Source organism: Bacillus alkalicellulosilyticus, assembly GCF_002019795.1.
Classification (GTDB): Bacteria; Bacillota; Bacilli; order Bacillales; family Bacillaceae_F; genus Bacillus_AO; species Bacillus_AO alkalicellulosilyticum.
Window position 1 is genome coordinate 90,095 of the sequence record NZ_KV917381.1, and the last position, 13,421, is coordinate 103,515.

A 13,421-nucleotide genomic window follows, 5' to 3' on the forward strand; every position below is an offset into this window, starting at 1 on the left:
GTTTGGAGGAAGGGTATGTTTCCTGGTGAAGACTTTCAGCTACTAAGATATTTAGTGCAAATTATAGATATATTAGTAGTTACGTTTGTTATTTATAAATTGATTATGATTATAAAGGGAACAAGAGCTGTACAGCTAGTCAAAGGGATATCAGTAATTTTAGCTGTTTGGTTCTTGAGTTCGTTTTTTGGCTTGCGAACACTACAGTTCCTTATGCAACAAGTTGTAACATTCGGACTGCTTGGGATTATTATTATATTTCAGCCCGAGTTAAGAAGAGGATTGGAACAAATCGGGAGAGGGCGTTTTTTCGGAAGAACGAATGTTGTTGAAGAGGAAGAAGCATCTCGCTCAATTGATGCCATTGTGAAATCGGCGACCTATATGGCTAAACGAAGAATAGGTGCGTTAATTTCGATAGAGCGCGAAACGGGTATGAATGACTATGTTGAAACAGGGATAGGTATGAATTCTACCTTAACATCAGAATTGTTAATTAACATCTTTATTCCAAATACCCCTCTTCATGATGGTGCAGTCATTATTAAGGGTAATAAAATCCTAGCCGCTGCTTGTTATTTGCCTCTTTCTGAAAATCCATTCATCTCCAAAGAATTGGGGACAAGACACCGAGCAGCATTAGGAATAAGTGAAGTCTCCGATAGTATTACTTTGGTCGTTTCTGAGGAAACAGGTGCCATATCACTCACAAAGAGTGGGGAACTCCATCGAGATTTAAATGAAGAACAATTACGACAATTGTTAGAAAAAGAATTAATAGATGAAATGAAGCATGTAACCACGTCCCGCTGGCAGTGGGGAGGGAAGAAGAATGAATAAACTGTTTGAAAATCGTTGGTTTTTAAAGATCTTTGCTTTTTTCATTGCACTGATGCTATTTTTAATGGTTAATTTGGATAATTTACATAACCAACCAGGTGCGGTACTCCCACCAATAAGTGAAGGGACATTCCAAATTGAAGATGTGAAGTTAGACGCTATCTTTGATGAAGAACGTTTTGCAATCATGGAAATGACAGAATCTGTTCAGGTAAATTTGAGAGGACAACAAAGCTCAATTATGATGTTCCAACTCGCTAGACCATCTTATGAAGTATATGTTGACTTAAGTGGCAAAGAAGCCGGGGTTCACCATGTGCCGATTCAATATCGGAATTTTCCGGGGGACTTATCGGTCAGTATTCAGCCTCAAACAGCTAGAGTTATTTTACAGGAAAAAAAGACGGTTTCTATTCCGGTAGAAGTGGATATTGTTAATGAAGGGGAAATTGCAGAAGGCTATTCAATAGGAACGGCAATAGTAAACCCTGTAAATGTGGAGATTACTGCAGCTGAGGATTTAATCGACCAAGTAGCAATTGCTAAAGTATACGTCGATGTGGCTGGAGCAGATGAAACGATTGAAAAAGGCGCTCCTGTAAAGATTTATGACCATGCTGGAAATGAGTTGCATTTGGATGTTGACCCAGCTGTTGTCGATGTGAGAGTTCCGATAACAAGCCCATTTAAAAGTGTTCCATACAAAATTTCAAGAGAGGGACAGTTACCACAAGGTGTAAGTATCAGTTCTATCGTTTCTACACCAAAAGAAGTGACGATTTATGGACCACAAGATGTTCTTAACGAAATTTCGGTTTTAGAAGGAATTACACTTAACCTAGACGACTTAACTGAAAGTCAAACTGTTGAGTTAGCTGTACCTGTTCCAGATGGAGTTGAGTCGGTTGAACCTGGTTTTATTGAGGTGACCATCGAGTTAACTGAGGAAGAGTCGATTACGATGGAAAGTATGCCGATAGAGATTACCGGGACTCCAGCTACAACGATAGTGGCATTTGTAGAACCTGAATTTGAAGAAGTATCGTTGACGATAAGAGGAGCACAATCACTCTTAGAAAAAATTAGACCAGAAGATATACAGATATATATTGATGTAAGTCAGTTAGCACCTGGGGAGCATGAAGTCCCTATACAAGTTGTAGGGCCGCAAAACCTGGTGTTTACTCCAAGTCAAACAACTGTAAAAGTGAGCGTTTCTGAAATCGAGTCATAAAGTGGAAGAATGAATCATTTAAGGAGAGATAAAGGATGGGTAAATATTTTGGTACGGATGGGGTTAGAGGAATTGCGAATACAGAACTAACTCCAGAAATGGCTTTTAAAATAGGAAGAGCAGGAGGGTATATTCTAACAAGGAATACAGAAAAACCAAAGGTTCTCATTGGTCGAGATACGCGTATTTCAGGTGAAATGTTAGAAGGTGCCTTGGTTGCTGGTCTTCTATCTATTGGAGCTGAGGTTATGAGGTTAGGAATAATCTCAACACCTGGAGTTGCCTTCTTAACAAAAGCATTAAGTGCTCAAGCCGGAGTTATGATATCCGCATCACACAATCCAGTTGAGGATAATGGGATTAAGTTTTTTGGACCAGATGGCTTTAAGCTACTAGATACGCAAGAACAAGAAATTGAAAAGTTACTTGACCAAGAAGATACATTACCAAGACCAGTTGGTGCTAATTTAGGGCAAGTGAGTGATTACTTTGAGGGTGGTCATAAATATCTTCAATTCTTAAAGCAAACGGTTCAAGAAGATTTTTCAGGACTACACATTGCCCTTGATTGTGCTCACGGGGCGGCATCTTCATTGGCACCGCATTTGTTTGCTGATTTAGAAGCTGATATCTCTACGATGGGAAATTGTCCAAATGGAGTAAATATTAATAACGGAGTAGGCTCTACCCATCCGGAAGCTCTATCTAAGTTTTTACTCGAAAAAGGCGCCGATGTTGGTTTGGCTTTTGATGGTGACGCTGACCGTCTCATTGCAATTGATGAAAAAGGTCAGATCGTCGATGGCGACCAAATTATGTATATCTGTGCAAAATATATGCGTGACCAAGGGTGGTTGAAAAACAACACGATGGTTACAACTGTGATGAGTAACCTAGGGTTCTTTAAAGGAATGGAAGCATTAGGGATTGATGTGAAAAAGACTGCTGTAGGTGATCGTTATGTTATGGAAGAAATGAGAAAAGGGGGCTTAGCCCTTGGTGGTGAGCAATCCGGACATATCATTTTTTTAGATCATATTACAACAGGAGATGGCATGCTCTCAGCTTTGCAGTTAGTTAATATTGTGAAAGCAACAGGAAAGCCTTTGTCCGAACTTGCCGGAGAAATGGAAAAATTCCCTCAAACGTTAGTTAATATTAAAGTCACTGATAAGTATGCGGTAGAAGCGAATGAAAAGGTAAGTGAAGTCATTCAAAAGGTTGAACAAGAAATGTCCGGAAATGGCCGAGTTCTTGTGAGACCATCAGGTACTGAGCCGCTTGTACGAGTAATGGTAGAAGCAGAAACCGAAGAATTATGTGAGCAGTATGTCACAGAAATTGCAGATGTTGTCAAAGAGGAAATGGGTTTATAAGAAAAAAGAATGCATAAGCATCACGTCAAGTGATGTTTATGCATATTTTTATAGTGTAAGTGGCGTTGTGTTTTCGCATTGACCATTTTACAATTTATAGTGTATGATGAAGGAACTAATAAAAGAAAGGTGGATAGGTAAATATAATAATAAGATATAAGAAGCGCCTGAACTATGCTTACGGACGGAAATAAAGCGTAGTTGACGAGGAAGGGGTTTATCGATTTTTTCGGCGGATGCCCCTCGGTTGTTGTAACATCTCAACCGTAAGTCTTTGTAAAAACCAATGAGGCGACTCATGGCACAAAAGCAAAGACAAAGATGATATAAATGATAAAAGAGTGGGGCAAGTGTGCCCCTTGGTCTCTTGCCCCCTAACTTGGGAGGGTAACACTATATGTGTGGTATTGTAGGATATATTGGAAATGAAGATGCAAAGGAAATTTTATTAAAAGGCTTAGAAAAGCTTGAATATCGTGGTTATGATTCTGCCGGTATTGCCGTAGTTAACAAGGAAGGCGTTCATATTTATAAAGAAAAAGGACGAATTGCAAGCTTACGCAATGTCGTTGATGAATCAACGGAAGCTACTGCTGGAATTGGGCATACTCGTTGGGCGACACATGGACCACCGAGTAAGAGAAATGCACATCCGCACCAAAGTACGTCATCGCGATTTACGATCGTTCATAACGGTGTAATTGAAAACTATGAACAGCTGAAACGCGAGTATTTAGAGGATGTTACTTTCACAAGTGATACGGATACAGAGGTTATTGTTCAACTTGTTGAACAGTTTATGAAAGAAGACCAATCAGTAGAAGCAGCATTCCGCAAAGTTCTTTCTCTATTAAAAGGATCATATGCAACCGCGTTACTTGATGAGCAAGAGCCTGAAAAGATTTATGTAGGCAAAAACAAAAGCCCTCTATTAGTTGGAATTGGTGATGGGGTAAATGTAATTGCAAGTGATGCAATGGCAATGCTACAAGTCACAAACCAATTTGTCGAGCTAATGGATAAGGAAGTTGTTATTGTTACCCGTGATGCAGTTACGATTAAATCAATAGACGGCCAAACGGTTGAACGAGACCATTTCGTTGCAGAACTTGATGCTAGTGATATTGAAAAAGGTACGTATCCTCATTTTATGTTAAAAGAAATTGATGAGCAGCCGTTTGTTATCCGTAATATCATTTCTAAATATCAAGATGACAATGGTCAAATTATATTAGATGAAGATATTCGAGCTACGTTAAAAGAAGCTGACCGCTTATATATCATTGCAGCAGGAACGAGTTACCATGCAGGCTTAATGGGAAAACAATTGATTGAAACGATTTCTGGGAAACCTGTAGAAGTTCATATTGCAAGTGAGTTTCTATACAATATGCCTCTTCTTTCCGAAAAACCACTCTTTATATTTATTTCACAAAGCGGGGAAACCGCAGATAGCCGTGGTGTTCTCGTTGATATTAAAGAAAAAGGTTATCCGGCATTAACGATTACAAACGTCCCTGGTTCCACGTTATCGCGTGAAGCTGATTTTACACTTCACACTCATGCAGGTCCTGAAATTGCGGTGGCTTCCACAAAGGCCTATACAGCGCAAATGGCAGTACTAGCTATTTTAGCTTGTGATTTAGCAAATGCGAAAGGTATAACAGTGGATTTCGATCCAATTCAGGAGTTAAGTATTGTAGCGAATGCGATGGAAACCCTTTGTGATAAGAAAGAAACATTTGAAAAAATTGCACGAGACTATTTATCAATTACACGAAATTGCTTCTTTATCGGTCGTGCAGCAGACTACTATGTTTGTTTAGAAGGTGCCTTAAAACTTAAAGAAATTTCATATATTCAAGCTGAAGGCTTTGCTGGTGGAGAACTGAAGCATGGAACGATCGCTCTCATTGAAGACGGTACACCAGTAATTGCGTTAGCAACTCAAGACCACGTGAACTTGAGCATCCGTGGTAATGTAAAAGAAGTGGCTGCTCGCGGTGCAGCGACGTGCATCATTAGTATGGGTGATTGTGCACAAGAAGATGACCAATTTGTTATCCCACCAGTTCACAAACACTTATCTGCCTTAGCTACTGTTATCCCACTTCAGTTGATATCTTATTATGCAGCGTTACACCGTGATTGTGACGTTGATAAGCCAAGAAATTTAGCAAAAAGCGTAACAGTTGAATAAAGTTTTTTATGAGCTTGGAGATTGAAAGTCGAGAGGATTCCTCTCGACTTTTTTTACTTGACTTGGTCAATCATAAAGCTGAATAAGTTAAAAAAGGAGTAGGGAAATTCCCTACTCCTCACCAATTTTTATAGCTTGATGGATACGTATTTTTGAAATCATCCAGCTCAAAATCGCTAACCCACTAATGAGCAATAAGCCTGCGAACGAGTAGATGAGTATTTCGTCACTGCGTTCGAAAACAATACGGAAAGGCAATAATTGTCCCTCGGTACCTAGTGAGTTTTGCAGGAATGGAATGAACAGAATGCTCGTTATTTTCCCAATAACTACTCCTAATAGAACAGCCATACCTGTGGTTAATACCTGTTCCCAAAATAACATAATGAATAGCTGCCGAGCAGACATTCCCATAGACCTGAAAACACCATACTGCAAGGTTCGGGACCTTAGTGATAAAATCCAGTATAACAAAAATCCTATGAATGTAATCACCAATGCAATAAGGAAGCCAAGCGTTAATGAGCCATTTAAGCCCGTTAAATAGGCGTCTTTGCTTAAGCTGTTTAAACCATCTAACACATCATTGAAGCTAGTAAGTCGGAGTCGTTCTTCTTCAAATTTTGACAATAGTTCTCCGCGGTCGGCATCTTCTTCTAGACTAATCCACAATCGATAAGGTTCGATTGCCATTGAATTTTGGATATAGGAAAGGTTTCCAACGACAAAGTATGGATTCGTATCGGGATTCCAGGACGGCCAGTAATCAATAATATCATAAACCACAAAATGTGCATGTTGTGCCATATCCCAATTCAATGAGATGTAACCTCCAGGACGAACATCAAGGTCTTTGGCTAGTTCTCTTGATATCATGACTGAACTTGTCTCGCTTGCCATTAAGTTTAAGTATTCAAACCAATGACGGTTAGGTGACAAAAGAGAAGACCTAAAGTAGGCGGTTTCCCCAAATGTGTTGGTGTCTATTCCCATGAGCAGAGTTTTTTTATTCTTATTAGGTTCAGCTGTATTGGTGACATTTACTCGGTTTTTCGTAAACACTCTTGATATTTGTTTAATACCGGGCCAGTCTTTTATGTGTGCACTATTTGGTTCATAGTATAGGATTCTCACATTGTCTCTTCGGTCTTCTTCCTTAATAAACTCTCCTGCTTTTGTCAATTCAACAGGGATGTCTCGTTCCCAATATTGTTGAAGTACAATATCAGCACCAGCTTCATAGCTCACTTGTTCCTCTAGGTTTTGGTTGACGGTTTGAGCTGTATTGGCACTGAATAATCCAATCGATATGGTCATCACTAGAAAGAGCATAAAAAACTGATATTGTTTGGACGTACGTCCGATTTGAATTAAGGCTGTATACATATGAACAGGCCATTTTTTTCGTCCTATCCAGGTGATGAAAGCAATGATCCATGGATAGATGCGGAAACATAAAAGAGTTAAGCCGATAATAAACAGACCCGGAACGAGTAACAATAGTGGATCAATAGCGATACTCTCATGTGAATAGTCAACAAGACGCCAACTTTGACGCAAGGTATACCAACCATAGCCAGCAATAGCCAGTAAGATGACATCGATAAAATATTTATGCCAAGTAGCTTGAGCTTGTCCACTCGAATGTTTTCGTTTCTGAGAAACAATGTTTTTCTTTGTTGCCAAAATAACTGGAATCATTACACTGATAAAACAAGCTAAGGCGGCAAAGCTAGCATATAAATATGTATCTAATGTGAGTTTGGCAGGTAAAGCTTGGCGTTGGACAAATTCCATAAAACCAGAGTTGAGCCAACCATTTTACTCATCAATAAGCCGAGAAATGGTCCAATGAGTAGGGCTAATCCACACAGAAGGAGTGTTTCTACCAAATAAATAAATGAAATTTGACGTTTGCCAGCCCCACGACTGCGTAATACAGCGATTTCGGCTTGTTGTCTTTCAACGATTAAATTCGAAATCATAAATAAGTATATGAGCAACATGGTTAGTATCGGGATGAAAAACGAAATGGTCATCATCCGAAACTGGCCTTCTTGGTGGAGAAAGTAATGAACGATTTTAATCATAGGACTACTGATTGACACATCGGTGCTTTCAGTAGCACGTATGGATTCCGTTCGAAGCATACGTTGAATCGGCAGTAGTTTATATGCATCACTTATGTCTAAACGAGTATAATCATATGTGCTATAAATTAATACTTTCTCTACAAAATGATCTAGCGGAAGTAAATGTTCTTGGAATACATCGTCTGCAAGAATAAACATGCCTTCTAACGTTTCAGGTGGTTCTGGCCAAAATAATTCTGTTTGTTCTTTAGCTTGAAAAGTTCCTACTGGACGAACTATAATGTCTTCATTCATGCTTCGATGTTTTAACCGTATTTCCTCACCTAGAAAAATATCCATATCAACTAAGGCACGGTCATGAACATACACTTCAAAGACATCTGGGGTGCCACTATGCTCTGGTTCTCTTCCTTGAACAAGAGTAATATGATCTTCAAAGCCTGAGAGGGAACGCAAGAAGACATTTCTCAGGGTTGAATCGGATGAAGCGCGCTCTCCTTGGAGACCACTGGAGGTCAACATGATTCCTGAGTTTACTCTAGGCATGTCTATCTGACGTCGCAAAACGTTTTCATTAGCTTCAACAATTTGCTCTAATATCTCTACTCGATCAAGTTGCGGTTGTAATTCTCTCCAATTTAATTCGTGTGTAATGATTCCAGGGTAGGTTCCATGGTTTTCCTGGTAACGTTGGGAATCACTGAGGACAAGATTTTGTAAAGAGCCAGTTGTATAGATAGGGATGGAGGCGACTAATGTGATGGTGACCAATATCCCAATAAACAAACTGAGGACTAACCAGTAGTTTTTTATGATTTTTCTGGCTATCATTGTTAATATGTTCAAGGTACTCCTCCTAACGCAAGATGAGTTGGTCGCCTTCTTCCAATCCACTGATGACTTCGACTCTATCATCTACTTTCAATCCGGTTTGGACCCCAACCTCTGTTAAGTTGTCACCATCTAATATACGAACAACCTGTTGGTCTTCATAGTTTCTAATTGCACTCGCTGGAATAGTAATCACATCTTCACGTATCTCAAATATAATTTTAATGTTTGCCCGTTCTCCTAAATCTATTGAACTTGGAATATCTTTTACTTCAATGCTTATATCTTTATCAGGAGCATTTTCATCAGGTAAATCAAATATTTCTCCGTTTAACTCTTTTCCATCTATTGTTACGATAACTTCCATACCGACACTCAACTCGTTCACTCTATTTCCACTTGGTTTTGATACTAGACGTAAGGAGTTAGGGTCAGAAATGGTTACTAACGTTTGAAAAGGTTCTATCATTTCGCCTGCTTGTAGTTTTGCTAATGAGGTGATGATTCCCGATATCGGGGCAGTGATTAGAGAAGCCTCTAGTTTTGTTCTGTAATTATTTAATTGGTTTTGTTGGCGTTCTACATTTAACTCCGCTCTCTGGATATCGCGGTTTATATCAGACATGCTTTGTTGTTGTAGTTCCTTCATAGCTAATTCTTGTTCGATTTGAAGTTTCTTTTGTTCCGTACTATCTAGCTTAGTTTGTCTTTCTATCAACTTTTCTTCATTATCAGTAGCACGTATTTTATCTTTTTGTTCTTTTATTTCATTGTCTACTTTAGTCATTTCGTTTTTCAAAGCTTGAATGTCTGATTGAAGTTTTTCCTGTTCTTTTTTTCGCTCTAATGCACTTTCTACATCTAGTTTGGCTTCGTTCAAGTTGATTTGTTGTTGTTGTACTTGAAAAGGAAGGTCATCTTGTTCCAATTCAATTAACAAATCTCCTTTTTTAACAGCTTGGTTAGGTTTAACATGGACTTCCTTGACACGTTGACCCAGTTCCCTGTAATACACATCAGCGGAGTTAGTAGACTGGAATTCTGCTCTTGCTTCATATGCATCTATCAAATCTATACGTGTTACTGTTTCTGTTTCATACTGGGTTGCAGCGGGTTCAAGTAACGGGGGAGCAAGCGCTTCTTGTTCCTTTGGTAGTAATGAACATCCGCTAAGTAAAAAAACTAGACTCATAGCTACGGAGAAGGGTTTAAAATTAACATGACCTAATGTTATCTGTTTCAACGAGGTTCCACCTTTCTTGGACAGTTGAATTTCTAAAATAGTTACGCATCTTTTTTCACTGAATGCTGTGGTTTTATGATGATTCGTCCGTCTTCTTCTTCAATTTGTACCCTGTTTTGTGCGTCTTCTTGTAGGCCTAGTGTCTGTAGTAATTGCTCTGGTATTTGTAACCGACCCGCACGATCGACAACGGTGTATTCCATATGAGTTTCTTCTGTAAACATTCCTTCTCTCATCTGTTCTTCTAATTCGTGTGGCTGCATCCGGAACATTTCACTAGATGTCTTTCCATCTCGGATAGAAACGACTCGATCTACCTTTTTCATGAGTTGAGTGTCATGTGTGACGATGACAATTGTCGTGTTTAGCGTTTCGTTAATTTCACGAAAGACGTTTAGAAGTTGATCTCCTGTCTTTGAATCGACACTTCCGGTCGGTTCGTCCGCAAGCAATAAAGGAGGGTCATTCGCTAAAGCAATAGCGATCGCTACCCTTTGTTGTTCACCACCAGATAGCTGGTCTAAGCGGTTATGGAGTCGGTGTCCAAGACCAACCATCTTTAGTAGGTCCTTAGCCTTTTGAGATTGTGCTCGTCCCTTAATAAGCATTGGTAGTTCTACATTTTGTTGAGCGGTGAGATAAGGAATTAAGTTCCGCCCTTGGTTTTGCCATACAAATCCAACGGTTAATCGTTTATACAGCTTTAACTCTTTTTCCGTCATTCGCAAAAGATTTTTTCCATCGACCAAAAGTGAGCCTGCTGAAGGACGCTCTAATCCTCCTAATAAGTTCAGTAAAGTGGATTTTCCACTACCACTGCTACCAATAATGGCCATCAGTTCACCTTTTTCTATGGTTAAATCTAATCCCTGTAAAGCAAACACTTCAAGTTCATGTGCTTTATAAATTTTCACAACGTTATCGCAAACGATCATACTCATGGAAAATCCCCCTGACAATTAAACATGAAGAGCTACCTCAGAATCTAGTAACATACCATCTTCTAATTCAAATATATGATCAGCCATATGTAACACACTTGGGTCATGTGTTGTTAAAATTATCGTCATGTTTTGCTTATCCACTAATGAGCGAAATAAACGCATGATTTGAAAAGTTCGCTTCGAGTCAAGTTCTGCTGTCGGTTCATCCGCAAAAATTAAAGAAGGACGCTTTGCTATCGCTCTAGCTATGGCTACACGTTGTTGTTCCCCTCCTGATAATTCAGAAGGTCTGTGTTTCGCTCGTTTTGTAAGACCTACCGAATCCAACGCTTCCTTCACTCGTTTCTCCCATTCTTCTGATGGAATTTCAGAAACTCGCAGCCCATATTCTACATTTTCATATGCTGACAACATCGGCAATAAAGCAAAAGCTTGAAAGATAAAACTGACATGTTTTTTACGAAACTCATCTATTTCTCGTTGGCTAAGTTGAGATAAGTCTTGTTCTAAAAAAGTAACGGTTCCTTCTGTTGGTTGGTCCAGTCCTCCTAATACATTCATCAATGTTGTTTTTCCTGAACCAGACCTTCCTTTTAAAATAATAAGCGAGTTCTTTTGAATATTCATGTTTATACCGCGTAGGGCATGAACAGCTTTCTTTCCGCTACCAAATGTTCGGATGATATCGTTTGTTTGAAGAATTGATCCTGACAATTCCATCACCTCTCTTCCTAAAACCTAATAATGGTAAAAATGATATTTTAGTCCACTATAAAAACTAATTATAACTGATCTATATCGAAAACTAATTATTTAAAAATTCTGTAAATTTATTGACGATATAAAACATGTATGATATTGTTATTTCCTTAAAAAGGTATTTATTAAAAAAGTAAGTACTTAATACAAAAATAGTAATTTGAAATTGGTTCTAGTCCAAAATTAGACGTGACGAACTAGTAGTTACTAAACACACGTTTATTAAATTGAAAAAGTTTTAAGTGTTTTTAATAAACTACTAAAACTTTTTAGCTCTGGTATGCGTATAAGAGATAACTATGAGGAAAAAATTTATAACTCTTAAGGGGGAGCGCAGATGAAAAAGTGGGGAAATTTAGTTTTATATCTAGGCTATGCTTGGTTACCTTCTTTCGTTATGTAACAAAAAATTACGATGTCCAGAATTAATACGAACCGTGCTTCATGAAGATATAGTGCAGAAGTTAAACTAATTGAGTAGGTTTTACTGATTTTTGTGTGAGTTTCATAGTGATATAGGGGGCGGTTTTATGAAAAAGTGGAAAGTGTCTATTGTTATGGTTTTGTTAACGGTTTTGGTCTTAGGCGCATGTAAAAATATTGACGAGTATGAAGATGATGAAACCGTAGAAGTATCTAATCCAGTAGTAAATGAGGACCAGGAGTTAGAGCTAATCCTGCGTCATCTGTACTCACCAGAAGATTCTGGTGGTAACCAAGCACGAAGAGAGATGTTTGATATTATTGAAGAAAAGACAGGTGTAAAGGTGACGTTGGATGAAGGCACAAGAGATGGGTATGAAGCTATTCTTAGCAACGAAGCAAATCGTAATGAATTACCACATATTATTGAAATGTATACGACGCAACATGGAACTTTTTTTTACGAGGATTACGAACACTTGTTGGATTTGACAGACTTTTTAAAAGATAGTGGTTTGATGGAACAGTTTCATACATTAGCTGATTTTACAATAGACGACCGAGTATATGGCTTACCAGAAAGAGGGAGCACGGTACAATTGTTTTATAACAAGGAACTCATAGAGAAACTGGGTGGGGTACCAGAATCGTGGGAAGATTTAATAGAAACAATGGAGGCAGCGAGTCGCGCTGGATATAATCCTCTTTTATTAGATGATGTTGGGTTTTCAGCCTTCAGTTTGTTAGAAGGGGTTCTGCAGCAAACCGTATCTAATGAGAAGTTGCTTGACCTAATGAGTGGTGATGCAAAGTGGACAGATGCTGAATTTGTTGCCACATTTGAGTTGCTGGAAGCGCTTAAACCGTTAAATATATCTCAAGTGAATGGAAATCCATTGGAACTTATTCAGGCATTTTTATCTGAGGATACTGTATTTGCGTACTCAAATGATTGGTTGCTAGGAGTACTATCTATGGATGAATATGCTCATATGCAAGGTAATATCGGAATGATATCATTGCCTACTGTAGCTGGGGGGCTAGTTGAACAGTCATCTGTCCATGGTAGCTTTCCTTTTGGTTATGTGTTTCGTGGGAATGTTACAGAAGAAGAGGAAAGAATGATATATCAATTTATTGAAGCATTATGGTCTGAAGAAATGATGTTTGATCAGTATGCACAATATGGTCATTTACCTGCAATACGTGTGGAAACCACTACGGACAATGAATTGTTTCAGGAAATCATCAATACAACCAATGAAGCAGAACGTGTTTTTCCTGGAATAAAAGAGTTCATTTCCTATGCAGGTAAAAATAGTTATGATCCGTTCTTATACGAATCGGAAACAAGTAAAATACTTAACCGCTTTATATTTGAGAATCGGTCCACCGAAGAAACATTGGAAGCTATGCAAAGCTATCATGAGCGGGTACTAAAGGAAGCCAACCTTATTGAGTAGTGTAGGTGGAGGGGG

At 38.7% G+C, this 13,421-nt stretch carries 10 protein-coding genes; 5 read left to right on the forward strand and 5 right to left on the reverse strand.

The window, feature by feature from the left end:
* Window positions 1-15: 15 nt before the first annotated feature.
* From cdaA to glmS, 4 genes are all read left to right on the forward strand, one after another.
* The gene (cdaA, locus tag BK585_RS00565; RefSeq protein ID WP_078551214.1) at window positions 16-840 is read left to right on the forward strand and encodes a diadenylate cyclase CdaA; all 825 of its coding nucleotides are present in this window, start codon (window positions 16-18) and stop codon (window positions 838-840) included.
* Window positions 833-2,074, forward strand: a complete 1,242-nt coding sequence (locus tag BK585_RS00570) for a CdaR family protein (protein WP_078551215.1) — start codon at window positions 833-835, stop codon at window positions 2,072-2,074. Before cdaA ends, BK585_RS00570 begins: the two co-directional genes overlap by 8 nt.
* A gap of 35 nt (window positions 2,075-2,109) precedes the next feature.
* Window positions 2,110-3,450, forward strand: coding sequence for a phosphoglucosamine mutase (gene glmM, locus BK585_RS00575; protein ID WP_078551216.1), 1,341 nt, complete (start codon window positions 2,110-2,112; stop codon window positions 3,448-3,450).
* Between the two features lie 397 nt (window positions 3,451-3,847).
* Window positions 3,848-5,650 (forward strand): glutamine--fructose-6-phosphate transaminase (isomerizing), encoded by a 1,803-nt coding sequence (gene glmS, locus BK585_RS00580; RefSeq protein ID WP_078551217.1) that lies wholly within the window; start codon window positions 3,848-3,850, stop codon window positions 5,648-5,650.
* A gap of 111 nt (window positions 5,651-5,761) precedes the next feature.
* Here the strand turns inward: glmS and BK585_RS00585 are convergent, their stop codons facing one another.
* The 5 genes from BK585_RS00585 to BK585_RS00605 are packed head-to-tail and all read right to left on the reverse strand — an operon-like array spanning window position 5,762 to window position 11,481.
* The gene (locus tag BK585_RS00585; protein ID WP_078551218.1) at window positions 5,762-7,447 is read right to left on the reverse strand and encodes an ABC transporter permease; all 1,686 of its coding nucleotides are present in this window, start codon (window positions 7,445-7,447) and stop codon (window positions 5,762-5,764) included.
* Window positions 7,402-8,589 (reverse strand): FtsX-like permease family protein, encoded by a 1,188-nt coding sequence (locus BK585_RS00590; protein WP_170885433.1) that lies wholly within the window; start codon window positions 8,587-8,589, stop codon window positions 7,402-7,404. Before BK585_RS00590 ends, BK585_RS00585 begins: the two co-directional genes overlap by 46 nt.
* Window positions 8,590-8,599: 10 nt before the next feature.
* Window positions 8,600-9,817, reverse strand: a complete 1,218-nt coding sequence (locus tag BK585_RS00595) for an efflux RND transporter periplasmic adaptor subunit (RefSeq protein ID WP_078551220.1) — start codon at window positions 9,815-9,817, stop codon at window positions 8,600-8,602.
* 41 nt (window positions 9,818-9,858) lie between these two features.
* Window positions 9,859-10,752 carry an ATP-binding cassette domain-containing protein gene (locus BK585_RS00600; protein WP_078556548.1) on the reverse strand — a complete coding sequence of 298 codons (894 nt, stop codon included), beginning with the start codon at window positions 10,750-10,752 and terminating at the stop codon, window positions 9,859-9,861.
* A 24-nt stretch (window positions 10,753-10,776) separates the two neighbouring features.
* Window positions 10,777-11,481, reverse strand: a complete 705-nt coding sequence (locus BK585_RS00605; RefSeq protein ID WP_078551221.1) for an ABC transporter ATP-binding protein — start codon at window positions 11,479-11,481, stop codon at window positions 10,777-10,779.
* Window positions 11,482-12,050: 569 nt separating this feature from the next.
* Here BK585_RS00605 and BK585_RS00610 point away from each other — a divergent pair.
* On the forward strand, window positions 12,051-13,406 hold the full coding sequence (locus BK585_RS00610) for an ABC transporter substrate-binding protein (protein ID WP_078551222.1): 1,356 nt from the start codon (window positions 12,051-12,053) through the stop codon (window positions 13,404-13,406).
* Window positions 13,407-13,421 lie beyond the last annotated feature (15 nt).